Source organism: Streptomyces sp. NPDC005805 (assembly GCF_040630445.1).
Lineage (GTDB): Bacteria > Actinomycetota > Actinomycetes > Streptomycetales > Streptomycetaceae > Streptomyces.
This window is the reverse complement of sequence record NZ_JBEXXN010000016.1, coordinates 1-22,419: the sequence shown is the minus strand read 5'-3', so window position 1 is coordinate 22,419 and position 22,419 is coordinate 1. Positions and strand designations below refer to the sequence as shown.

The following is a 22,419-nucleotide window of genomic DNA, read 5'->3' as shown; positions in this document are numbered from 1 at the left end:
AAGTTCGCCCGCCCCTTCCGGCCGGCCGCCCGGGGTTCACCGGGCGGCGGCGCGCACGGCCGCGCGTTGGGCCGGGTCAGCCCTTGAGGGCCTTGTCCACGGCCGCGGTGAACTGCTCCGCCGTCATGGGGGCGTTCTCGCTGCCCTCGGCGGTGACCTTCTTGCCGTCCATCATCAGGGTCGGAGTACCGCGGACGCCGCTCTTGTCGAAGGCGTCGGACATCTTCATCGCCCAGGCGTCGAAGGTGCCGTCCTCGACGTTCTTCTTGAACGCGGCGTTGCCCTTCAGCGCCGGCACCGAGTCCGCCACCTTCAGGAGGTAGGAGTCCTTGCCGAAGTCGTCCTTGTTCTCCTCGGGGTGGAACTCCTTGGAGTAGAGGGCCGACTTGTACGCGGTGAACGCCTCCGGGCTCACGTCCAGGGCGGCCCCGAGGGCGCTCAGCGCGTTCTTGGAGCCCTCGCCGCCGGCGGCGTTGTCGATGAAGGTCGCGCCCACGTACTTGACCTTGTACTTGCCCGCCTCCACGTCCTTGTCGAGGGTCGGGCCGACGGCCTGTTCGAAGACGGCGCAGACCGGGCAGCGGGAGTCCTCGTAGAGCTCCAGGGTCTTCTTCGCGGAGGGCTTGCCGATGACGACGGTGGTGCCGTTCTCGCCCTCGGTGTTCTTCGGGGCGGTGATGTTCTTGGCGTCCGCCGCGGTCTCCCAGTGGGAGGGCTTGTTGGCCTGCATGATGCCGTAGCCGACACCGCCGGCGAGGGCCAGGACCAGGACGCCGGTGCCGGCGACGATCAGCTGACGGCGCACCTTGTCCTTCTTGGCCTGGCGCTCGCGCTCCTGGCGCAGCCGCTCGCGGGCCGCCGCCTTGTTCGCCTGGCTGTTGCGCTTGCTCATGGTGGGTTCACTCCGTGTGGGGACGTGGGTCGGAAGACCGGAAGAGAAGAGGGGGACGTCGCGGGGCGTGCGGGAGCGCGGGGCCGGGGACGTCGAGGGGTGCGGGGACCGCGTGGTCGCGCGGTCAGGCGCAGAGCGCCACGGGGCGCGGCGGCCCCCGGCGCCCCACCGAGTGCACCAGCAGGCGGGTGCGCGCGGTGCGCGGGGCCCCGGTGCGGGCCCGGGGGCCGGTGCGGTGCGGGCGGGGCCCGGCCACCGCCGCGACGGCCAGCAGCAGCGGCCGGAAGGCGAGCGCGCAGGCCGTGCGCAGCAGCGAGGCGAGGGCCGCCTCGCCGCGCCGCAGCCACAGGGCCGCGAGCAGCCCGGTGGCGACATGGGCCCCGAGCAGCAGCCAGGGCACGGCCGGGCCGGGGGAGTCGAGCAGGGCGCCGAGCCCCGCCGCGCCGCCCGCGCCCGCCGGGTCGGCGACACCGGGCAGCGAGGTGCCCACCGACCCGCCGCAGAGCACGTCCAGGCCGACCGAGCGCAGCGAGCCGGTGACCGGGCCGCCGGCCGCGCCGTAACAGGTCTGCTGGCCGGCGGTGAACACGGTGTCCGCCGCGAGTTCCAGCGGGACCAGGAGCGCCGCGATGCGCCAGAAGCCGCGCTCCCGCCCGGACAGGGCGTACGCGAGGCCGAAGACGGCCGCCGACAGCAGGGCCACCGTGCCCAGCGGCAGCGGAGCCCCCGAGAGCAGCACATGGGAGGCGGCGGACAGCGTCACGACGAGAGCCGTGAAGATCGCCGCCCGCAGCGCCCGCGTCTGCGTCCCGGATATGTCCATCGTCCGTGAGTGTGCCATGCCGTCCGGTAAGAGATCCCTAAAGGTCCAGGTGGGAGGGCCCGCGACCGGTGGGGACGGGGGCCCGCGCGCGGCTACAGCCCGGGTATCCGCCCGTTGCGGAAGAGGTCGACGAAGATCTGGTGGTCCGCCCGCGCCCGGGCGCCGTACTCGTGCGCGAACTGCACCAGCAGCTCGCCGAAGCCCTCCTCGTCCGCCGCCACCGCCGCGTCGATCGCCCGCTCGGTGGAGAACGGCACCAGGGAGTGGCCGCTCTCGTCGTCCGCCGCCGCGTGCATGGTGGCCGCCGCCCGCCCGAGGTCCGCGACGACCGCCGCCATCTCGGCCGGGTCGTCCAGGTCCGACCAGTCCAGGTCCACCGCGTACGGGGAGACCTCGGCGACGAGCTGGCCCGTGCCGTCCAGCTCGGTCCAGCCGAGCCAGGGGTCGGCGTGCGCCTGGAGGGCCCGCTGGGAGATCACCGTGCGGTGGCCCTCGTGCCGGAAGTACCCGCGCACCGCCGGGTCCGTGATGTGCCGGGAGACCGCCGGGGTCTGCGCCTGCTTCAGATAGATCACGACGTCGTTCTCCAGGGCGTCGCTGTTGCCCTCCAGCAGGATGTTGTACGAGGGCAGACCCGCCGAGCCGATCCCCACGCCCCGCCGCCCCACCACGTCCTTCACCCGGTACGAGTCGGGCCGGGCGAGGCTGGACTCCGGCAGCGTCTCCAGATAGCCGTCGAAGGCGTCCAGGACCTTGTAGCGCATCGCGGCGTCCAGCTCGACCGCCCCGCCGGCCGGGCTGAATCGGCGCTCGAAGTCGCGGATCTCCGTCATCGAGTCCAGCAGCGAGAACCGGGTCAGCGAACGGGCGGTGCGCAGCGCGGCGAGCAGCGGCCCGTCCGCCGTGTCCAGGGTGAACGGGGGCAGGTCCTCCGCGGTGGAGCCCGCCGCCAGGGCGTGGATCCGCTCCCGGTACGCGGCGGCGCAGATCCGCACCAGGTCCGTGATCTGCTCGTCGGCGAGGGCCTTGGTGTACCCGATCAGCGCGAGGGAGGCGGCGAGGCGCTTCAGGTCCCAGGTGAACGGGCCGACGTACGCCTCGTCGAAGTCGTTGACGTTGAACACCAGGCGGCCGCCCGCGTCCATGTAGGTGCCGAAGTTCTCCGCGTGGAGGTCGCCGTGGATCCACACCCGGCCGGTGCGCTCGTCGAGGAAGGGGCCGCTGTCGGGGCCGTCCCCGGCGGCCTCCAGGTCCCGGTAGAACAGGCACGCCGTGCCCCGGTAGAAGGCGAAGGCCGAGGCCGCCATCTTGCGGAACTTGACCCGGAACGCGGCCGGGTCCGCGGTCAGCAGCTCCCCGAAGGCGGTGTCGAAGACGGCGAGGATCTCCTCGCCGCGCTGCTCGGCGGCAGGGTGCGGGACCTGCATCGGGTGGGCCTCCTGGTGCGGGACGATCGGACGGCTGTCCGATCGTTACCAACGTGCGAGGGCGCCCCCGAGTGCCCGCCCCACCGACCTGCGGACCCCGCCCCGGCCGACGCGCGGACCCCGCCCCGGCCGACGCGCGGACCCCGCCCCGGGCGACGGCCGAGTGACCGCCCGCTGTCAGTGCCGCGACGTAGACTTCCACGCTGTCCCCCCGATCCGTCCGCAGGAGGCCAGCCGCCGTGACGAAGCCGCCCTTCACGCACCTTCACGTCCACACCCAGTACTCCCTGCTGGACGGTGCGGCGCGGCTCAAGGACATGTTCGACGCGTGCAACGAGATGGGCATGACCCATATCGCCATGTCCGACCACGGCAACCTGCACGGCGCGTACGACTTCTTCCACTCCGCGAAGAAGGCCGGGGTCACCCCGATCATCGGCATCGAGGCGTATGTCGCCCCCGAGTCCCGGCGGAACAAGCGCAAGATCCTGTGGGGCCAGCCGCACCAGAAGCGGGACGACGTCTCCGGTTCCGGTGGTTACACCCACAAGACCATCTGGGCGGCGAACGCGACGGGCCTGCACAACCTCTTCCGCCTCTCCTCCGACGCGTACGCCGAGGGCTGGCTCCAGAAGTGGCCCCGGATGGACAAGGAGACCATCGCCCAGTGGTCCGAGGGCCTGATCGCCTCCACCGGCTGCCCCTCCGGCGAGCTCCAGACCCGGCTGCGCCTCGGCCAGTTCGACGAGGCCCTGAAGTCCGCCTCCGAGTACCAGGACATCTTCGGCAAGGACCGCTATTTCCTGGAGCTGATGGACCACGGCATCGAGATCGAGCGCCGGGTCCGGGACGGCCTCCTGGAGATCGGCAAGAAGCTCGGCATCCCGCCCCTGGTCACCAACGACTCGCACTACACCTACGCGCACGAGGCCACCGCCCACGACGCCCTGCTCTGCATCCAGACCGGCAAGAACCTCTCCGACCCCGACCGCTTCAAGTTCGACGGCACCGGCTACTACCTGAAGTCGACCGACGAGATGTACGCGATCGACTCCTCGGACGCCTGGCAGGAGGGCTGCGCCAACACCCTCCTCGTCGCCCAGCAGGTCGACACCGAGGGCATGTTCGTCGAGCGCAACCTGATGCCGAAGTTCGACATCCCCGAGGGCCACACCGAGGTCAGCTGGTTCCGCGAGGAGACCATGCGCGGCATGCACCGCCGCTACCCGGACGGCATCCCGGAGGACCGCCTCAAGCAGGCCGAGTACGAGATGGACACCATCATCTCGATGGGCTTCCCCGGGTACTTCCTCGTGGTCGCCGACTTCATCATGTGGGCCAAGAACCAGGGCATCGCGGTCGGCCCCGGCCGTGGCTCCGCGGCCGGCTCGATCGTCGCCTACGCCATGGGCATCACCGACCTCGACCCGCTCACCCACGGACTGATCTTCGAGCGGTTCCTCAACCCCGAGCGCATCTCGATGCCCGACGTCGACATCGACTTCGACGAGCGCAGGCGCGTCGAGGTGATCCGGTACGTGACCGAGAAGTACGGCGCCGACAAGGTCGCCATGATCGGCACCTACGGCAAGATCAAGGCGAAGAACGCCATCAAGGACTCGGCCCGCGTCCTCGGCTACCCGTACGCGATGGGCGACCGGCTCACCAAGGCGATGCCCGCGGACGTCCTCGGCAAGGGCATCGACCTCAACGGCATCACGGACCCCTCCCACCCGCGCTACAGCGAGGCGGGCGAGATCCGGAGCATGTACGAGAACGAGCCGGACGTGAAGAAGGTCATCGACACCGCCAAGGGCGTCGAGGGCCTGGTCCGGCAGATGGGCGTGCACGCCGCCGGCGTCATCATGTCCAGCGAGACCATCACCGAGCACGTCCCCGTGTGGGTCCGGCACACCGACGGCGTCACCATCACGCAGTGGGACTACCCGCAGTGCGAGGCCCTCGGCCTGCTGAAGATGGACTTCCTCGGCCTGCGCAACCTGACGATCATGGACGACGCCGTCAAGATGGTGAAGTCCAACAAGGGCATCGACCTGGAGATGCTCTCCCTGCCGCTGGACGACCCCAAGACCTTCGAACTGCTCCAGCGCGGCGACACCCTCGGCGTCTTCCAGTTCGACGGCGGGCCCATGCGGTCCCTGCTGCGGCTGATGAAGCCCGACAACTTCGAAGACATCTCCGCCGTGTCCGCGCTCTACCGCCCGGGCCCGATGGGCATGAACTCGCACACCAACTACGCGCTGCGCAAGAACAAGCAGCAGGAGATCACGCCGATCCACAAGGAGTTGGAGGAGCCCCTCAAGGAGGTCCTCGACGTCACCTACGGCCTGATCGTCTACCAGGAGCAGGTGCAGAAGGCCGCCCAGATCATCGCCGGGTACTCACTCGGCGAGGCCGACATCCTCCGCCGCGTGATGGGCAAGAAGAAGCCCGAGGAGCTGGCGAAGAACTTCGTCCTCTTCCAGGTGGGCGCCCGGAAGAAGGGCTACAGCGACGAGGCCATCCAGGCCCTGTGGGACGTGCTGGTCCCGTTCGCCGGATACGCGTTCAACAAGGCGCACTCCGCCGCGTACGGCCTGGTCTCCTACTGGACGGCCTACCTCAAGGCCAACCACCCGGCCGAGTACATGGCGGCGCTGCTCACCTCGGTGAAGGACGACAAGGACAAGTCGGCCGTCTATCTCAACGAGTGCCGCCGCATGGGCATCCGGGTCCTGCCGCCCAATGTCAACGAGTCGATGTCCAACTTCGCCGCCCAGGGCGACGACGTGATCCTCTTCGGCCTCACCGCCGTCCGCAACGTCGGGCAGAACGTGGTCGAGTCGATCATCAAGAGCCGCAAGGCGAAGGGGAAGTACAGCTCCTTCCCCGACTTCCTCGACAAGGTCGAGGCCGTGGTCTGCAACAAGCGCACCGTCGAGTCCCTGATCAAGGCCGGCGCCTTCGACGAGATGGGCCACACCCGCAAGGGCCTGGTCGCCCACCACGAACCGATGATCGACAACGTGGTGGCGGTCAAGCGCAAGGAGGCCGAGGGGCAGTTCGACCTCTTCGGCGGCATGGGCGAGGAGGAGAGCAACGAGCCGGGCTTCGGCCTGGACGTCGAGTTCTCCGACGTGGAGTGGGACAAGTCCTACCTCCTCGCGCAGGAGCGCGAGATGCTCGGCCTCTATGTCTCCGACCATCCCCTCTTCGGTATCGAGCACGTCCTGTCCGACAAGGCGGACGCGGCGATCTCCCAGCTCACCGGCGGCGAGCACGCGGACGGCGCGGTCGTCACCATCGGCGGCATCATCTCCGGCCTCCAGCGGAAGATGACCAAGCAGGGCAACGCCTGGGCCATCGCCACCGTGGAGGACCTGGCCGGCTCGATCGAGTGCATGTTCTTCCCGGCCACCTACCAGCTGGTCTCCACCCAGCTCGTCGAGGACACGGTCGTCTTCGTCAAGGGCCGCCTGGACAAGCGCGAGGACGTGCCCCGGCTCGTCGCGATGGAGCTCCAGGTCCCCGACCTCTCCTCGGCCGGGACCAACGCCCCGGTCGTGGTGACCATTCCGACGGTCAAGGTCACCCCGCCGATGGTGACCCGGCTCGGCGAGATCCTCAGCCACCACAAGGGGAGCACCGAGGTGCGGATCAAGCTCCAGGGGCCGCGCAAGACCACCGTGCTGCGGCTCGACCGGCACCGGGTGCAGCCGGACCCGGCGCTCTTCGGCGACCTGAAGGTGCTGCTCGGCCCGTCCTGCCTGGCGGGCTGACCGCCCCGCGTCCGTCCCGCCGTACGCGCGCTCAGCCGCAGCGGGTCGGTGCACGCAGAAGGGGCGCGCCCGTCGTCACGGGCGCGCCCCTTCTGCTGATCAGGTACCTGCGTCGGTCGCGGACCGGCGTCAGTTGTGGCCGAAGCGCTTCTGCCGGCCCTTGCTCGCCACATCGGCGGGCGTGACCTGCGTCATGCGGTGCTCCGCCTCCGCCTCCATCGAGGACTTGCGGGCCGCCTGCTGGCCGCGCTCGGCGGGCGACTGCTTCCGGTCGCGATCTCGGTTCTTGTTCTTGGCCATGATGGTGCCTCCTGTGAGGGTCTGGACCTTGGGCCGCGACCAGACTCACACGCCGGAATTACCTGCGCATTTTGGATCATTGCGGACCGTAGTCGACCGTCCGGGACCCCTCCCCGACCGATCCGCCACGCCGAAGATCGAGTTCCGGCCGTCAAGCCTCCCCCGGTCGGGCAGACTCGAAGGAAAGCCGGAACGATCCCTGATCCGGACCTCTCCCGGCCCTGAACACCCGAAGCCCGCGCGGCTCCCGGAGCCGTCCGCGGAGGAGTCCCCGAAAGAGGGTGGAACGCGTGGACCGCTGCGTCGTCCTGGTGGACGCCGGATATCTGCTCGGCGCCGCCGCGAGCCTTCTCGCGGGAGAACCGGCCCGGTCACGGATCACCGTCGACCACGCCTCGCTCATCCAGGGCCTGCGCGACCTCGCCGAGGCCGACACCGAACGCCCCCTGCTGCGCATCTACTGGTTCGACGGGGCCCCCGACCGCGTGCCCCAGCCCGAGCACCGCAGACTGCGTGTGATGCCCCGGGTCACCGTCCGGCTCGGCGCCCTGACCCGCAGCGACGGCCGCTGGGCGCAGAAGGGCGTCGACGCGGCCATGCACGCCGAACTCACCGAACTCGCCCGCAACCGGGCCTGCTCGGACGTCGTGCTGGTCACCGGCGACGGCGATCTGCTGCCCGGACTGATGTCCGCCAAGGAGCACGGCGTCGCCGTCCACCTCTGGGCCGTCCAGGCCGCCGACGGCGACTACAACCAGTCCGAGGACCTGGTCGCCGAGGCCGACGAACGGCGCGTGCTGGACCGGGCGTGGATCACCCGCGCGGTCCGCGCCAAGGACCTCGGCGGCGTCTGCGCCCCGCAGCCCGCGCCCCGGCCCGAGATCGCCGCCATCCTCTCCGCGCCGCTGCCCGAGTCGGCCCTCGCCGCCTCCGCCGAGCGCGCCGCGGAGGGCGCCGAGGCCGCCTCCCGCAACGGCACCGCCCCCGCCGCCGAGCACCCCGGCCCCCCGGCCGCCCCGCCCGCGCCCGGGCACCCCGGGCACAAGGGCGTCCCCACCCCCAAGGACCTCGCCTCCTCCCTCCACGCCCACGCGCATCCGCCGACCGCCCCGCCCGCGCACCCCCCGGCGGGCGCCACCCTGCGCTGGTCCTCCGACAAGGGCTGGGTCGAGCGCCCCGGCGGCGGCCCCGTCGAACCGCCCGAGACCGCCTCCTTGCCCACCCTCGCCCAGCTCACCAGCGCCGAGCAGCGCTGGGCGGACCGCGAGGAGGACATCACCACCGTCGGCGGCGACCCCTTCGAGGTGGGCCAGGTCTTCGCCCGCCGCTGGGTCGAACGGCTCCCCGAGGCCGGGCACGTCCAGGGCCTCTCCGTCCTCTACCCCCGCATCCCGCACCGGATCGACGGCGAACTGCTGCGCTACGCGGCCCGGTTCGGCCTCCTCGCCCACAAGGACGACCAGATCGACGAGCACGACCGGTACGCGATCCGGGCCGGATTCTGGCGCGAGATCGACCTGCGCACGGCCGCCGAACACACCCCCCGGGGTGAGCAGCCGGGGCCCGAGGGCATCCGGGGCGGGCGGACCCCGTAGTCTCGTACCTCGTGAGTACGGTGTGCGTGGTGCGGGACCTGGTCAAGACGTACCCCGCCGTGCGCGGACGCCGGGGGACGCCCGCGACGCCCGAGGTCCGGGCCAGCGACGGGATCTGCCTGGACGTCCGGGAGGGCGAGATCTTCGGGCTGCTCGGACCCAACGGAGCCGGGAAGTCCACCGTGGTGCGCCAGCTCACCGGGCTGATGCGCCCCGACTCCGGCAGCGTCGAGGTCCTCGGCCACGACCTGGTGCGGCACCCCGAGCGGGCCGCCCGCCTGATCGGCTACCTCGGCCAGGAGTCCACCGCCCTGGACGACATGACCGTCGCCCTCGCCGCCGAGACCACCGGCCGGCTGCGCGGTCTCGCGGCGGCCGAGGCGCGCGCCGAGCGGGACGCGGTCCTCGGCGAACTCGGACTCGACGACCTCGCCTCCCGGCCCATCCGCCGCCTCTCCGGCGGCCAGCGGCGGCTCGCCTGCTTCGCCGCGGCCCTGGTGGGCCACCGGCCGGTGCTGGTCCTGGACGAGCCGACCACCGGCATGGACCCGGTCGCCCGGCGCGCGGTCTGGGCGGCCGTCGACCGCCGCCGGGAGCAGCACGGCGCCACCGTCCTGCTCGTCACCCACAACGTCATCGAGGCGGAGACGGTCCTCGACCGGGTCGCCGTCCTGGACCGCGGCCGGGTCATCGCCTGCGACACCCCCGCCGGGCTGAAGGAGCGGGTGGCCGGCGAGGTCCGCGTCGAACTGGTCTGGCGGGAGCGGGCGCCCATCGACGTCCCCGAGGTCGCCGCCCTGCGCGACCTCGCCCAGGAGTCGGGGCGGCGCTGGGTCCTGCGGCTGGCCCCCGACCACGCGCGGGCCGCCGTCGCCGCCGTGACCGGCGGTGCCGCGTTCGCCGCGCTGGACGACTTCACCCTGGCCACCCCGAGCCTGGAGGACGTCTACTTGGCCCTCGGTGGAAATGCGACGAAAGGTCTGGTCAAGGCGTGAGCATCGTGTCCGCTGAGTCCCTCGGGACGACCACCGCGCGCGGCGGGACGCGGGAGCGCACCGCCGCGCCGCTCGCCCCCGCGGCCAAGCTGCTGCCCGCGCTCGCCGCGGTCTACCGGGCGCAGCTCTCCCGGGCCCGGGTCGCGCGGATACCGCTGCTCTTCGTCGCCACCTTCCAGTCCGTCGGGATCATGGTCCTGATGCGCGGGGTGGTGGACGGCGGCTCGGAGGCCCGGGCGGTCGTCGCGGGTGCCAGCGTCCTCGTCGTCGCCTTCGTCGCCCTCAACCTCCTCGCCCAGTACTTCGGGCAGCTCCGGGCCGGCGGCGGGCTCGACCACTACGCGACCCTGCCGGTGCCGCCCGCGGCCGTGGTCCTCGGCGCGGCGGGCGCGTACGCCTCCTTCACCGTGCCGGGGACCGTCGTCACCGCCGTGGCCGGGTCGGTCCTCTTCGGGCTGCCGCTGACCCACCTGTGGGTGCTCGTCGCCGTCGTCCCCCTCTCCGGGGCCGCGCTCGCGGGGCTGGGCGCGGCGCTGGGACTCCTCGCGCCGCGCCAGGAGCTGGCCACCCTGCTGGGGCAGCTCGGGATGTCGGCCGCCCTGCTGCTCGGCGTCCTCCCGGCCGAGCGGATGCCCGGACCGATCTCCTACGCCCGCGACCTGCTCCCCTCCACCTACGGGGTCGAGGCCCTGGCGCGTACCTTCGACGCCCACCCGGACTGGGCTGCGGTCGCCGTCGACCTCACGGTCTGCGCGGTCGTCGGCGTGGTGTCCCTGGCGGTGGCGACCTGGGCGTACCGGCGGGCCGCGGTCCGCTGAGGCCCTCCCGTGCGGGGGCCCGGTCCGGTGAGGCGTCACTCGGGCGGGCCTGGCACGATGGCGGGGTGACCGCACCTCTGACGCCACCGCACCAGCCGTCGTCCTCCTCCTCGTCGTCCTCGTCCGGCGACGGGAACGGAGACGGGGGCGGGGGCGGCAATCCGTGGCGGGCGCCGGAGGCCGGACCGGTGCCCCCCGGCAAGCCCTGGGGCGACGGCCCGGAGGCCGCGGAGGCCAAGCGCGCGGAGCTGCGCCGGGACCTGCGGGACGCGGGGATCGTGCTGGCCGGTGTCACCGTCCTCGGTGTGGTCCTCGGGCTGCTGTGGCTGTGGCTCGCGCCCCGGGTGCCCCTGGTCTCGGACGGCACCGCGGTCTTCCTCAAGAACACGGAGGGCGAGGAGTCCATCGGGGCGGACGGAACGTTCGTCCTGCTGGCGGCCGGGCTGGGTGTGCTCAGCGCGGCGGCCGTCTTCCTCTTCCGCCGGCGCGGCGGTGTCGCGCTGGTGGTGGCCCTCGCCCTCGGCGGGCTGCTGGCCTCGCTGGCCGGCTGGGGCATCGGCGTCTGGCTCGGCCCCGGCCAGGACGTGGCCGCGCGGGCGCGCGAGGCCGGTGAGGGCGTCACCTTCGACGCGTACCTCCAGCTGCGGGCCAAGGGCGCGCTGCTGGCCTGGTCGCTGACCGCGATGGTGACCCACCTGGGCCTCACCGCCCTCTTCGCCCCGGACGACCCGGAGCCGGAGCACGCCTGGCCCGCGCCCGGGGCGGATCAGCAGTGGCCCCCGCGGGACGCGTGAACACGGCTCCGCCGCCGGCGCAAGCGCGCGCCGGCGGCGGACCGGGTCCGGACGGTCAGGCGAACTGGCCCGGGCGGTAGTCGCCGGCGGGCTGGCGGGTGATGACGTTCAGCCGGTTGAAGGTGTTGATCAGGGAGATCAGGGACACCAGCGCGACGAGCTGCTCCTCGTCGTAGTGCCGGGCCGCGTTCGCCCAGACCTCGTCCGAAACCCCGCCGGCCGTGTCCGCGATCCGGGTGCCCTGCTCCGTCAGCTCCAGGGCGGCGCGCTCGGCCTCGGTGAAAACGGTGGCCTCCCGCCAGGCGGCGACGAGGTGCAGCCGCTGGGCGGTCTCGCCCGCCGCCTCGGCCTCCTTGGTGTGCATGTCGAGGCAGTAGCCGCAGCCGTTGATCTGGCTCGCGCGGATCTTCACCAGTTCCTGCGTCGCGGTGGGCAGGTCCGCGTCCGAGAGCGCCGCGTTCGCCGAGACGAGGTGCTTGATGACCTTGCCGGCCGTCGGGCTCGCGAGGACGTTGAGACGGGCGTCCATGGTGGGTGCTCCTTCGCCGTGTCGATGGATTCACCCCTGTGACGGATACGGGCGGCCGGGATGTGACACGGCCCGGCCGTGACGCGCGTCACCCGGGCGTCCGGGTGTTCCGGGTGTCCGCCCACCTTCTAGGCCCGGGTGATCGGGGCCAGGGTCGCCGAGGTCAGGGTGCGCAGGGAGTCCGGGGCCAGTTCGACCTCCAGGCCCCGGCGGCCCGCCGAGACGCAGATCGTCTCGTGGGCCGAGGCCGAGGCGTCCAGCACCGTGGGCAGCCGCTTGCGCTGGCCGAGCGGGGAGATGCCGCCCCGCACATAGCCCGTGGTGCGCTCGGCCGCGGCCGGGTCCGCCATCGTCGCGCGCTTCCCGCCGACCGCGGTGGCCAGTGCCTTCAGGTCGAGCCGGCCCGCGACCGGGACCACCGCCACGGTCAGGGTGCCGTCGACGTCCGCGACCAGGGTCTTGAACACCCGCTCCGGGGAGACCCCGAGGGCTTCGGCCGCCTCCTCCCCGTAGGAGGGGGAGGCGGGGTCGTGCTCGTAGGAGTGGAGGGTGTACGGGGTGCCGGCCGCCGCCAGGGCCACCGTCGCCGGGGTGCCGCCCGGCTGCCGCTTCTGCGCCTTCTTCGCCACGTCGGTCGTCGTCCCTCGCGTCGGTCGGTGCTGCTCGGTGGACCGGCCTGCCGGCCGGAGCCGGCGGGCCGGTCGGGGCCGGCCGGTCAGTTGGGGCTGGTCGGCCGCTGCGTCAGCTCGGTCGCCGGCAGCGAGGGCAGATGCCGCAGCACCGCCGTCTCCGCGCGCAGCACCTTCAGCTCCTCGCGCAGCCGGGTCGCGGTGTCCGGGGCCTGGAGCAGGCGCTGCTTGGCCGGGATGTCCAGCCTCGCCGCCGACGCGACCAGATAGGACACCACCGAGGGGTCGTCCGGCAGTTCGGCGCCCGTCGAGAGCGAGCGCTCGGTCGCGCCCGCCAGCCGCTGCTGGTAGCTGCGGAAGGCCCGGAGCACCCCCTCGGCGAGGGTGCCCGCGCCGTCCCCCGCCGCCTCGGGGATCTCCTCCAGCTCGGCCGTCAGGAAGGGCCCGCTCGCGTCCACCGACAGGATTCGGACCCGGGTCGTCCCGGTGGCCAGCACCTCGAAGCTGCCGTCCGCCCGCTCCCGGATCGTCGCCGCGTCCGCGACGCAGCCCACCCGGTGGAACGCCTGGATCGGGTCCGCCCCGAAGCCCGCCGCCGGCCCGAGGTCCCGGACCGCCGTCGGGTCGGGCATACCGGGGAGGGTGGGGGCCACCTCCCGGCCGTCGCGGATGGCGACGACGGCGAAGCGCCGGGGCTCCTCCTCGTCCGCCTTCAGCAGCTCGCGCATCATGGCGCGATAACGCTCCTCGAAGACGTTCAGCGGCAGCACGAGGCCCGGGAACAGCACCGTGTTCAGGGGGAAGAGGGGCAGGCGAGCGGTGGTCACAGCGGTCAAGCGTAATGGCCGGCCGGCCGGCGGCGGACCCCGCGCAGGGGCATCCCGCACGCGACCTCGATCCGCACCGCGTCCCGCACCCGCAGGAACTGGCCGAGCGGGTCCTCCGTGACCGCGGTCCACGGGAAGGAGGTGGCGTAGGGGCCGATCCGCCGGAACTGCTCCAGGGCGTCCGCCCACCGGCCCCGGGCCACCAGGACATGGGCGAGGAGATTGCGGACCTCGGCCGGCCAGGGATCGCCGGGCGCGTAGTCCGCGGACAGCTCGATGGCCAGGTCGGCGGCGGCCTCCACCCGGTCGGCCTGCACCGAGGTCGCCACCTGGCCGGTCATCAGCTGAGCGAAGGCCGCCCGCACCGGCAGCGCCCGCACCAGCGAGCCGGGCAGCGCGTCCAGGGCGGCGTCCTCGGCGAAGGCGAAGCACTCCCGGTGCGAGCCGTACCACTGCGCGGACAGGTACTTCAGGGCCGCCACATGGCAGCCGTAGTGGTGCGGGGAACGGCGCAGGGCCTGCTCCCACAGGGTCTCGAAGGCCGAGTGCGAGGCGTGGGTGCCCCGGGCGTGGTCCAGGGCGAGACGCCAGGGCACCGGGTCCCCGGGCGCGGCCAGGGCCGCCGCGTCGATCAACGGGCCCAGCTCGCGCAGCCGTTCGGCGCGGGCCGGGGACTCCCAGGCGCGGTCCACCGCGAGCTGCGCCTTCACCAGCAGCGCGTCGGCGTCCCGGGGCGCGGCGCGCAGCCAGTCGGCGAGCCAGGCGTCCCGGTTCCGGGCGAACGCGGCCAGCCGCAGCACATAGCGGTCCCGGGTCTCCCATTCGGCTGAATTCCGTGTGGTCGCGAGCAGCGCCGCGACCTGTCCGAAGGCGCCGTCGGCGGCCGCGACCAGGGCCGGGCCGAGGCGGGCGTCGGGGGCGTCGAGCAGCACCGCGTCGTCCGGTACGAGGCCGTCGGACAGCCGGGGGGTATGCCGGATCATGCGCGCGGTGCGCATCGCGGCTCGCAGCAGAGACATGGTGCGGACCATTGAAAACCGCAGGTGAACCAGGCGCCAGAGGGTCGCTGTGAAGCTTTGGTGGCGGCGGGAAGGTTGCCCGGGAGCAGGTCAAGAGAAGGTAAAGGAAGTGGTCTCCCGTGTCCCGGGAACCTCAGCTGCGCCGCAGGAGCCGGGACGCCCCGGCCGCCACGGTGGTCGCCAGAATCCACCCCAGCAACACCAGTGCCGCCGCGGCCCACTGCCATCTGCTGTCAAGTCTCCAGTAGCCGTCCTGGCCGAGATTGATCACCGGGATGAGGAGGTCCAGGGAGTAGAGCGCCGGGTTCCACACCGGGTGCTCCTCCTTCTTGAACGGCGGCGGATCGACCTGCGCGAAGGTCAGCGTCCCCACCCCCCACAGCACCGCCATCCACAGCGCCGCCCGCCCCGGCCGGTAGCCGTAGGCCACCGTCCAGTCCTGGAGGAAGCCCCACAGCTTCGCCGCCAGCGGCAGGGTCTCGCGCCGCCGCCGCTGCTTCGCCAGCAGCACCTCGCGCGCGTCCGCGTCCTCCCCGCTGTTGCGCAGCACGGTCGCCAGGCGCTCGTACGGCTCCGGGGAGTACTCCGGGGTGGCCGAGGCGACCCATTCCAGCCGCCGGGAGAGCGGGAACTCCTCCTGCGGCACCAGGTTCTCGTAGACGAAGCCGTTCATCGCCAGTCCGCCCGGCCCCGGCCAGCTCGCCGCCAGGTCGATCAGGGTGACCACCTTGGCGCCGTTGAGGACCACCCGGCCCTCCTCGGGCCGCTCCGCGTTGAACCGCAGCTCAGGCGAGGTGATCCGGCGCAGCGACAGCTCCTCGCGCGGTCCGAGCAGGAACCGCGCGCCGTTGAGGTCGACGGAGTCGCCGAAGCGGCCGTCGTCCAGCCGTACCCCGCCGTGGCACTCGAAGGGCTGGAGCCGCGACCCGCGCCCGGCCGCCCCGCCCGCCGCGCCGCCGGTCACCGTGCCGAACGGGGGAGTGGCCCCCTGGTTGCCGGTCGCCTCGCTGACCCACGCCCCGGTCAGATACAGCGTCCGCTCCACACTGAGCTGCGGCGCGTTCAGCGCCCGCCGGTCCGCCGCCGCGCGCAGCCGGCTGCCGCGCAGGCTCAGCGACACGCCGATCTTGGCGCCGCGCAGACTCACCTCCCCGTAGGTCTCGATCAGCTCCGCCTGGAGGTCCTGCGCCACCGAGAGCCCGTCCGCGGTGATCGCCCGGCCGCGCCGGTCCGGCCGTACATGGATCTGGTTCATCAGCAGATCCGTGCCGATCTGCGCGTCGGTCAGCCGGATGCCGTGGTCCACCCGGCAGCGCGGCAGGTGCAGATCGCCCTCGGTGCGCAGCCGGGCCGCCTCGATCCGCGGGATCGCGCAGCTGATCAGCCGCACGGTCGCGAAGTGCGCCTCCGGCATGAGGAGTTCGCTCTCGAAACGGCAGCCGCTCAGCTCCACGTACGGGGCGATGCTGCCGCCCGCGAGCTTGAGGGTGCCGGTGATCTGGAGGCCCCGGAGCTTCAGCGCGGCCACCCGCCCGGGCCGCGCCTCCGGGCCGTGCAGCAGCAGCCGGGCCACCACGGAGGCGCGCACGATGCGTTCCGGCCCCCAGGGGAAGGGGGAGAAGGGGTTGTTCTGCAGCGGGTCGGTGTCGCTGAGATCGAGGGTGCTGCCGTTCCGGTAGGCGTTCCACATGGCTGCTTCGGCCGGGCTCAGGTCCTCCGGCGGCCCGCCGTCGCGCGGCTCGGTCACTGCCGCCCTCCGCTTCCTTGGCTCGTACAGACGTTCTTCCCGCTGCGTGACGGCCTGAACGCTAGTGGTGATGGTCGTCCCGAGGGAAACGGGGTGGCTCGATCGAGCCGCCGGGAGGGACGGTGCGGATGTGACGCGCGGTTCCGCCTCCGGTCCGCCGTCGTTCCGGCTCCGTCCGTGACCCGTCCCGTATCAGCCACTGATACGGGAAACGGACGCCTCGGGGCGTCTGAGAGAATTGACCGCGTGATCTCTCGAATCGATCTGCGCGGCGACGCCCTCCCCGAGGGAACCGCCCTGCGCGAGCTGCTGCCCCGTGCCGACTTCGACGTCGCGGCCGCCCTGGAGAAGGTGCGCCCGATCTGCGAGGACGTGCACCATCGGGGCGACGCGGCGCTGATCGAGTACGCCCGCCGCTTCGACGGCGTGGAGCTGGAGAGCGTCCGGGTGCCGAAGGAGGCCCTGGAGAAGGCACTCGCCGAGCTGGACCCCGAGGTCAGGGAGGCGCTGGAGGAGTCCGTCCGCCGCGCCCGGATCGTCCACCGCGCCCAGCGCCGCAAGGACCACACCACCCAGGTCGTGCCCGGCGGCACCGTGACCGAGAAGTGGGTTCCGGTCGACCGCGTCGGCCTGTACGCGCCCGGCGGCCGCTCCGTCTACCCCTCGTCCGTGATCATGAACGTGGTCCCGGCGCAGGAGGCCGGGGTGCCCTCCCTCGCGCTCGCCTCCCCGGCGCAGCAGGAGTTCGGCGGCCTGCCCCACCCGACCATCCTGGCCGCCTGCGCCCTCCTCGGCGTCGACGAGGTCTACGCGGCCGGCGGCGCCACCGCCGTCGCGATGTTCGCGTACGGCACCGAGTCCTGCGCCCCGGCGAACATGGTCACCGGCCCCGGCAACATCTGGGTCGCCGCCGCCAAGCGCTACTTCACCGGCCGTATCGGCATCGACGCCGAGGCCGGCCCGACCGAGATCGCGATCCTCGCCGACGCGACCGCCGACCCGGTGCACGTCGCCGCCGACCTGATCAGCCAGGCCGAGCACGACCCGCTGGCCGCCGCCGTCCTGGTCACCGACTCCGAGGAACTGGCCGCCGCCGTCGAACGCGAACTCGTCCCGCAGGTCGCCGCGACCAAGCACGTCGAGGACCGGATCAAGCCCGCCCTCGCCGGCCGCCAGTCCGCGATCGTGCTGGTCTCCGGCATCGAGGACGGCCTCACGGTGGTCGACGCGTACGGCGCCGAGCACCTGGAGATCCAGACCGCCGACGCGGCCGCCCTCGCCGACCGCGTCCGCAACGCCGGCGCGATCTTCGTCGGCCCCTGGGCGCCCGTCTCCCTCGGCGACTACGCGGCCGGGTCCAACCACGTCCTGCCCACCGGCGGCTGCGCCTGCCACTCCTCCGGGCTCTCCGTGCAGTCCTTCCTGCGCGGCATCCACGTCGTCGACTACACCCGGGACGCCCTCGCCGAGATCACCCGCCATGTGGTGACCCTCGCCGAGGCCGAGGACCTGCCCGCGCACGGCGCCGCCATGAAGGCGCGCTTCGACTGGAAGGTCCCCGGACAGTGACCGCCACCCCCGCCACCCGGGCGCCCCTCGGCATCGACGACCTGCCCATCCGCGAGGAGCTGCGCGGCAAGTCCCCCTACGGCGCGCCCCAGCTGGACGTCCCCGTCCGCCTCAACACCAACGAGAACCCGTACCCGCTCCCGGAGCCGCTCGTCGAGCGGATCGCCGAACGGGTCCGCGAGGCCGCCCGCCACCTCAACCGCTACCCCGACCGGGACGCGGTCGAGCTGCGCACCGAACTGGCCCGCTACCTCACCCGCACCACCGGGTACGAGGTGAGCGCCGCCCAGGTCTGGGCTGCCAACGGTTCCAACGAGGTCATCCAGCAGCTGCTGCAGACCTTCGCCGGGCCCGGCCGCACCGCGATCGGTTTCGAGCCCTCGTACTCGATGCACGGGCTGATCTCCCGGGGCACCGGCACCGGCTGGATCTCCGGGCCGCGCCGCGAGGACTTCACCCTCGACACCGCCGCCGCCTCGGCCGCGATCGCCGAGCACCGCCCGCACGTCGTCTTCATCACCTCGCCCAACAACCCCACCGGCACCGCCGTGGACCGGGCCACCGTCGAGGCCCTGTACGAGGCCGCGCAGGCCGCCCGGCCCTCGCTGGTCGTGGTGGACGAGGCGTACGTCGAGTTCAGCCACCGCGAGTCGCTGCTCTCCCTGCTCGACGGCCGCCCCCACCTGGTCGTCTCCCGCACCATGTCCAAGGCGTTCGGCGCGGCCGGGCTCCGCCTCGGCTATCTCGCCGCGCACCCGGCCGTGGTCGACGCCGTGCAGCTGGTCCGCCTGCCGTACCACCTCTCCGCCGTCACCCAGGCCACCGCGCTGGCCGCGCTGGAGCACACCGACACCCTGCTCGGCTACGTCGACCGGCTGAAGACCGAGCGGGACCGGCTGGTCGCCGAACTGCGCGGCATGGGCTTCGAGGTGACCGAGTCCGACGCCAACTTCGTCCAGTTCGGCCGCTTCGAGGACGCCCACGAGGCATGGCGGCGCATCCTTGACCAGGGCGTCCTCGTCCGGGACAACGGCGTCCCCGGCCGGCTGCGGGTCACCGCCGGGACCCCCGAGGAGAACGACGCCTTCCTCGCCGCCGTCCGTGAAGTGAAGTCCCTCGTGGGGGACGGCCCCACACCCCCGAAGGAGCAGAGCGCATGAGCCGCATCGGCCGCGTGGAGCGGACCACCAAGGAGACCTCGGTCGTCGTCGAGATCGACCTCGACGGCACCGGCACGGTCGATGTCGCGACCGGCGTCGGCTTCTACGACCACATGCTCGACCAGCTCGGCCGCCACGGTCTGTTCGACCTCACCGTCAAGACCGACGGCGACCTGCACATCGACACCCACCACACCATCGAGGACACCGCCCTCGCCCTCGGCGCCGCCTTCCGGCAGGCCCTCGGCGACAAGGTCGGCATCTACCGCTTCGGCAACTGCACCGTGCCGCTGGACGAGTCCCTCGCCCAGGTGACCGTGGACCTCTCCGGCCGCCCGTACCTCGTGCACACCGAGCCCGAGAACATGGCGCCCATGATCGGCACCTACGACACCACGATGACCCGGCACATCTTCGAGTCCTTCGTGGCCCAGGCGCAGATCGCCCTGCACATCCACGTCCCCTACGGACGCAACGCCCACCACATCGTCGAGTGCCAGTTCAAGGCCCTCGCCCGAGCCCTGCGCTACGCCTCCGAGCGTGACCCGCGCGCGGCCGGCATCCTGCCTTCCACGAAGGGCGCCCTGTAAGTCGATGACCGGTCTGTCCACCATCCTCATCGTCGTCGGACTCTTCCTCGCCGGAGGCGTCTACTCCTTCTCCAAGCAGGGCATGCCCCGGGGTGTGATCGTGCTCCTCGCCGGGGCCTCGTTCATGTGCCTGGTCGCCGGTGTGCTGCGGATCCAGGGAATCTGGGAGTGAGCGGAGTGAGCGGAATGAAGAAGGTCGTCGTCTTCGACTACGGCTTCGGCAATGTGCGCTCCGCCGAGCGCGCCCTCGCCCGCGTCGGCGCGGACGTCGAGATCACCCGCGACTACGACACCGCCATGAACGCCGACGGGCTCCTGGTCCCCGGTGTCGGCGCCTTCGCCGCCTGCATGGACGGTCTCAAGCGGGCCCGCGGCGACTGGGTCGTCGGCCGCCGCCTGGCCGGTGGCCGGCCCGTCATGGGCATCTGCGTCGGCATGCAGATCCTCTTCGCCCGGGGCATCGAGCACGGGGTCGAGACCGAGGGGCTCGACGAGTGGCCCGGCACGGTCGGCCCGCTGGACGCCCCCGTCGTCCCCCACATGGGCTGGAACACCGTCGACGCCCCCGCCGACAGCGAGCTCTTCGCCGGCCTCGGCCCCGAGGAGCGCTACTACTTCGTGCACTCCTACGCGGTGCGCGAGTGGGAGCTCCAGACCACCAACGCGGCCATCCGCGCCCCGAAGGTCACCTGGTCCACGCACGGCGAACCCTTCGTCGCCGCCGTCGAGAACGGCGCGCTGTGGGCCACCCAGTTCCACCCCGAGAAGTCCGGCGACGCCGGAGCCCAGCTCCTCACCAACTGGATCGGAACACTGTGAGCAGCACGCTTGAACTCCTTCCCGCCGTCGACGTCCGCGACGGCCAGGCCGTCCGCCTGGTGCACGGCGAGTCCGGCACCGAGACCTCCTACGGCTCCCCGCTGGAGGCCGCCCTCGCCTGGCAGCGCTCCGGCGCCGAGTGGCTGCACCTGGTCGACCTGGACGCGGCCTTCGGCACCGGCGACAACCGCGGCGTCATCGCCGAGGTGACCGCCGCCATGGACATCAAGGTCGAGCTCTCCGGCGGCATCCGCGACGACGCCTCGCTCGCCGCCGCCCTCGCCACCGGCTGCCGCCGCGTCAACCTCGGCACCGCCGCCCTGGAGACCCCCGAGTGGGTCGCCAAGGTCATCGCCGAGCACGGCGACCGCATCGCCGTCGGCCTCGACGTCCGCGGCACCACCCTGCGCGGGCGCGGCTGGACCCGCGACGGCGGCGACCTCTACGAGACCCTGGCCCGCCTCGACTCCGAGGGCTGCGCCCGCTACGTCGTCACCGACATCGCCAAGGACGGCACCCTCCAGGGCCCCAACCTGGAGCTGCTGCGCAATGTCTGCGCCGCCACCGACAAGCCCGTCGTCGCCTCCGGCGGGGTCTCCTCCCTGGACGACCTGCGCGCCCTCGCCGGGCTGGTCCCCGAGGGCGTCGAGGGCGCCATCGTCGGCAAGGCCCTCTACGCCAAGGCGTTCACGCTGGAGGAGGCGCTCGCGGCGGTGGCCGCGGCGGTGGCGGAATGACCGGATCGGTGCGCCGCCTCGGCTCGGACGCCCCCTGGGAGGAGTCCTTCGGCTACTCCCGGGCCGTCGCCCTGCCCAACGGCCTGGTCCTGGTCTCCGGCTGCACCTCGGTGGCGGACGGCGAGATCGTCGCCGGGGGCCCGTACGAGCAGGCCCGCACGGCCTTCGGCGTTGCCCTCGACGCACTGGCCCGATTCGGCCTGGGCGCCGCGGATGTGGTCCGCACCCGTATGTATCTGACGCATGCCCGGGACGTCGAGGATGTGGGCCGCGCACACAAGGAGCTGTTCGGCGAGGTGCGCCCGGCCGCGTCGATGCTGATCGTGTCCGGCTTCGTCGAACCCTCGCTGGTGGTGGAGGTCGAGGTCGAGGCGTACCGGGCCCCCACCGGCGGTACCGCATCCGGCGCGACAGAAGCGACCGCGGCAACCGAAGCGACCGCCGCCCCCGAAGACGGAGCGACCGACGGAGGTGCCGCATGACCCTCGCGGTACGTGTGATCCCCTGCCTGGACGTCGACGCCGGACGCGTCGTCAAGGGCGTCAACTTCCAGAACCTGCGGGACGCGGGCGACCCGGTCGAGATGGCCAAGCTCTACGACGCCGAGGGCGCCGACGAGCTGACCTTCCTCGACATCACCGCCTCCTCCGGCAACAGGGAGACCACCTACGACGTGGTCCGCCGCACCGCCGAGCAGGTCTTCATCCCGCTCACCGTCGGCGGCGGGGTCCGCTCCGCCGAGGACGTGGACAAGCTGCTGCGCGCCGGCGCCGACAAGGTGGGCGTCAACACGGCGGCCATCGCCCGGCCCGAGCTGATCCGCGAGATCGCCGAGCGCTTCGGCCGCCAGGTCCTGGTCCTCTCGGTGGACGCCCGGCGCACCCCGTCCGGCTCCTTCGAGGTGACCACCCACGGCGGCCGCCAGGGCACCGGCCTGGACGCGGTCGAGTGGGCGCACCGGGCGGCGGAGCTGGGCGCGGGCGAGATCCTGCTCAACTCGATGGACGCGGACGGCACCAAGGACGGCTACGACACGGAGATGATCGCGGCCGTCCGCAAGCACGTCACCGTCCCGGTGATCGCCTCCGGCGGCGCGGGCAAGCTGGGGGACTTCGCCCCGGCGATCGGCGCGGGCGCGGACGCGGTCCTCGCGGCCTCCGTCTTCCACTTCGGCGACCTGCGCATCGGCCAGGTCAAGGACACCCTGCGGGACGCGGGGCACCCGGTCCGCTGAGACGGCCCGCTGAGACGGTCCGCCCCCGGGCCGGACAGGCGCGGGCGCGGACCCGGTGGTTCCGGTCCCGGGGCGGGCCGGTAGCGTCCCCCGGGGGCGGGAGCCGGATCGGCGGGCCGGCGAAGAGGAAGTCGCC

At 72.7% G+C, this 22,419-nt stretch carries 22 protein-coding genes; 13 read left to right on the top strand and 9 right to left on the bottom strand.

What is annotated here, in order from left to right; translation table 11 throughout:
- Nucleotides 1-76: 76 nt before the first annotated feature.
- The 3 genes from ABZ457_RS11720 to ABZ457_RS11710 all read right to left on the bottom strand — a co-directional run bounded on the left by ABZ457_RS11720 (nucleotide 77) and on the right by ABZ457_RS11710 (nucleotide 3,142).
- Nucleotides 77-892: a DsbA family protein gene (locus tag ABZ457_RS11720; RefSeq protein WP_359156571.1), complete on the bottom strand. Its 816-nt coding sequence runs from the start codon at nucleotides 890-892 to the stop codon at nucleotides 77-79.
- 124 nt (nucleotides 893-1,016) lie between these two features.
- A complete protein-coding gene (locus ABZ457_RS11715) occupies nucleotides 1,017-1,715 on the bottom strand; it encodes a hypothetical protein (RefSeq protein ID WP_359156569.1) in 699 nt (232 codons plus the stop codon).
- 92 nt (nucleotides 1,716-1,807) lie between these two features.
- The gene (locus ABZ457_RS11710) at nucleotides 1,808-3,142 is read right to left on the bottom strand and encodes a DUF2252 domain-containing protein (protein WP_359156567.1); all 1,335 of its coding nucleotides are present in this window, start codon (nucleotides 3,140-3,142) and stop codon (nucleotides 1,808-1,810) included.
- A 239-nt stretch (nucleotides 3,143-3,381) separates the two neighbouring features.
- On the opposite strand from ABZ457_RS11710, the gene dnaE reads away from it, so the two are divergent.
- Nucleotides 3,382-6,921, top strand: coding sequence for a DNA polymerase III subunit alpha (dnaE, locus tag ABZ457_RS11705; protein WP_359156565.1), 3,540 nt, complete (start codon nucleotides 3,382-3,384; stop codon nucleotides 6,919-6,921).
- 129 nt (nucleotides 6,922-7,050) lie between these two features.
- Here the strand turns inward: dnaE and ABZ457_RS11700 are convergent, their stop codons facing one another.
- A complete protein-coding gene (locus tag ABZ457_RS11700) occupies nucleotides 7,051-7,221 on the bottom strand; it encodes a hypothetical protein (RefSeq protein WP_018848732.1) in 171 nt (56 codons plus the stop codon).
- A gap of 281 nt (nucleotides 7,222-7,502) precedes the next feature.
- Here ABZ457_RS11700 and ABZ457_RS11695 point away from each other — a divergent pair, with 281 nt between their 5' ends.
- The 4 genes from ABZ457_RS11695 (at nucleotide 7,503) to ABZ457_RS11680 (ending at nucleotide 11,423) form a co-directional block, all read left to right on the top strand.
- Entirely contained in the window at nucleotides 7,503-8,816 is a 1,314-nt protein-coding gene (locus ABZ457_RS11695; RefSeq protein WP_359156562.1) for an NYN domain-containing protein, read from the top strand.
- Nucleotides 8,817-8,836: 20 nt separating this feature from the next.
- Entirely contained in the window at nucleotides 8,837-9,811 is a 975-nt protein-coding gene (locus tag ABZ457_RS11690) for an ABC transporter ATP-binding protein (protein ID WP_359156735.1), read from the top strand.
- Between the two features lie 5 nt (nucleotides 9,812-9,816).
- Nucleotides 9,817-10,629, top strand: coding sequence for an ABC transporter permease (locus tag ABZ457_RS11685; RefSeq protein ID WP_359156560.1), 813 nt, complete (start codon nucleotides 9,817-9,819; stop codon nucleotides 10,627-10,629).
- A 65-nt stretch (nucleotides 10,630-10,694) separates the two neighbouring features.
- Nucleotides 10,695-11,423, top strand: coding sequence for an ABC transporter permease (locus tag ABZ457_RS11680; RefSeq protein WP_359156558.1), 729 nt, complete (start codon nucleotides 10,695-10,697; stop codon nucleotides 11,421-11,423).
- Between the two features lie 55 nt (nucleotides 11,424-11,478).
- Here the strand turns inward: ABZ457_RS11680 and ABZ457_RS11675 are convergent, their stop codons facing one another.
- The 5 genes from ABZ457_RS11675 to ABZ457_RS11655 form a co-directional block, all read right to left on the bottom strand.
- Entirely contained in the window at nucleotides 11,479-11,952 is a 474-nt protein-coding gene (locus tag ABZ457_RS11675; RefSeq protein WP_359156555.1) for a carboxymuconolactone decarboxylase family protein, read from the bottom strand.
- Between the two features lie 128 nt (nucleotides 11,953-12,080).
- A complete protein-coding gene (gene ybaK, locus ABZ457_RS11670) occupies nucleotides 12,081-12,581 on the bottom strand; it encodes a Cys-tRNA(Pro) deacylase (RefSeq protein ID WP_359156553.1) in 501 nt (166 codons plus the stop codon).
- An 86-nt stretch (nucleotides 12,582-12,667) separates the two neighbouring features.
- Nucleotides 12,668-13,408, bottom strand: a complete 741-nt coding sequence (locus ABZ457_RS11665; RefSeq protein WP_359156551.1) for an LON peptidase substrate-binding domain-containing protein — start codon at nucleotides 13,406-13,408, stop codon at nucleotides 12,668-12,670.
- 5 nt (nucleotides 13,409-13,413) lie between these two features.
- On the bottom strand, nucleotides 13,414-14,439 hold the full coding sequence (locus tag ABZ457_RS11660) for a hypothetical protein (protein WP_359156549.1): 1,026 nt from the start codon (nucleotides 14,437-14,439) through the stop codon (nucleotides 13,414-13,416).
- Nucleotides 14,440-14,560: 121 nt separating this feature from the next.
- On the bottom strand, nucleotides 14,561-16,174 hold the full coding sequence (locus tag ABZ457_RS11655; RefSeq protein WP_359156547.1) for an oxidoreductase: 1,614 nt from the start codon (nucleotides 16,172-16,174) through the stop codon (nucleotides 14,561-14,563).
- Between the two features lie 246 nt (nucleotides 16,175-16,420).
- Between ABZ457_RS11655 and hisD the strand changes: the two genes are divergently transcribed.
- From hisD to hisF, 8 genes are read left to right on the top strand one after another with little or no spacing between them, the layout of a single operon-like run.
- Nucleotides 16,421-17,743: a histidinol dehydrogenase gene (hisD, locus tag ABZ457_RS11650; protein ID WP_359156545.1), complete on the top strand. Its 1,323-nt coding sequence runs from the start codon at nucleotides 16,421-16,423 to the stop codon at nucleotides 17,741-17,743.
- Nucleotides 17,740-18,903: a histidinol-phosphate transaminase gene (locus ABZ457_RS11645; RefSeq protein ID WP_359156542.1), complete on the top strand. Its 1,164-nt coding sequence runs from the start codon at nucleotides 17,740-17,742 to the stop codon at nucleotides 18,901-18,903. The genes hisD and ABZ457_RS11645 overlap by 4 nt, the downstream gene beginning before the upstream one ends.
- A complete protein-coding gene (hisB, locus tag ABZ457_RS11640) occupies nucleotides 18,900-19,493 on the top strand; it encodes an imidazoleglycerol-phosphate dehydratase HisB (protein ID WP_359156540.1) in 594 nt (197 codons plus the stop codon). Before ABZ457_RS11645 ends, hisB begins: the two co-directional genes overlap by 4 nt.
- 4 nt (nucleotides 19,494-19,497) lie before the next feature.
- A complete protein-coding gene (locus ABZ457_RS11635) occupies nucleotides 19,498-19,665 on the top strand; it encodes a hypothetical protein (protein ID WP_359156538.1) in 168 nt (55 codons plus the stop codon).
- 5 nt (nucleotides 19,666-19,670) lie between these two features.
- Entirely contained in the window at nucleotides 19,671-20,312 is a 642-nt protein-coding gene (gene hisH, locus ABZ457_RS11630; protein WP_359156536.1) for an imidazole glycerol phosphate synthase subunit HisH, read from the top strand.
- The gene (gene priA, locus ABZ457_RS11625; RefSeq protein WP_359156534.1) at nucleotides 20,309-21,049 is read left to right on the top strand and encodes a bifunctional 1-(5-phosphoribosyl)-5-((5-phosphoribosylamino)methylideneamino)imidazole-4-carboxamide isomerase/phosphoribosylanthranilate isomerase PriA; all 741 of its coding nucleotides are present in this window, start codon (nucleotides 20,309-20,311) and stop codon (nucleotides 21,047-21,049) included. The genes hisH and priA overlap by 4 nt, the downstream gene beginning before the upstream one ends.
- On the top strand, nucleotides 21,046-21,531 hold the full coding sequence (locus tag ABZ457_RS11620) for a RidA family protein (RefSeq protein WP_359156532.1): 486 nt from the start codon (nucleotides 21,046-21,048) through the stop codon (nucleotides 21,529-21,531). The genes priA and ABZ457_RS11620 overlap by 4 nt, the downstream gene beginning before the upstream one ends.
- Nucleotides 21,528-22,283: an imidazole glycerol phosphate synthase subunit HisF gene (gene hisF, locus ABZ457_RS11615; protein WP_359156530.1), complete on the top strand. Its 756-nt coding sequence runs from the start codon at nucleotides 21,528-21,530 to the stop codon at nucleotides 22,281-22,283. Before ABZ457_RS11620 ends, hisF begins: the two co-directional genes overlap by 4 nt.
- Nucleotides 22,284-22,419: the final 136 nt, after the last annotated feature.

Coding starts and splice junctions, on each gene's coding strand:
- ABZ457_RS11715 (WP_359156569.1), bottom strand. CDS start 1,715: ATGGACATATCCGGGACGCAGACGCGGGCGCTGCGGGCGGCGATCTTC.
- hisF (WP_359156530.1), top strand. CDS start 21,528: ATGACCCTCGCGGTACGTGTGATCCCCTGCCTGGACGTCGACGCCGGA.
- ABZ457_RS11720 (WP_359156571.1), bottom strand. CDS start 892: ATGAGCAAGCGCAACAGCCAGGCGAACAAGGCGGCGGCCCGCGAGCGG.
- hisB (WP_359156540.1), top strand. CDS start 18,900: ATGAGCCGCATCGGCCGCGTGGAGCGGACCACCAAGGAGACCTCGGTC.
- ABZ457_RS11700 (WP_018848732.1), bottom strand. CDS start 7,221: ATGGCCAAGAACAAGAACCGAGATCGCGACCGGAAGCAGTCGCCCGCC.
- ABZ457_RS11635 (WP_359156538.1), top strand. CDS start 19,498: ATGACCGGTCTGTCCACCATCCTCATCGTCGTCGGACTCTTCCTCGCC.
- ABZ457_RS11675 (WP_359156555.1), bottom strand. CDS start 11,952: ATGGACGCCCGTCTCAACGTCCTCGCGAGCCCGACGGCCGGCAAGGTC.
- ABZ457_RS11620 (WP_359156532.1), top strand. CDS start 21,046: ATGACCGGATCGGTGCGCCGCCTCGGCTCGGACGCCCCCTGGGAGGAG.
- ABZ457_RS11660 (WP_359156549.1), bottom strand. CDS start 14,439: ATGGTCCGCACCATGTCTCTGCTGCGAGCCGCGATGCGCACCGCGCGC.
- ABZ457_RS11710 (WP_359156567.1), bottom strand. CDS start 3,142: ATGCAGGTCCCGCACCCTGCCGCCGAGCAGCGCGGCGAGGAGATCCTC.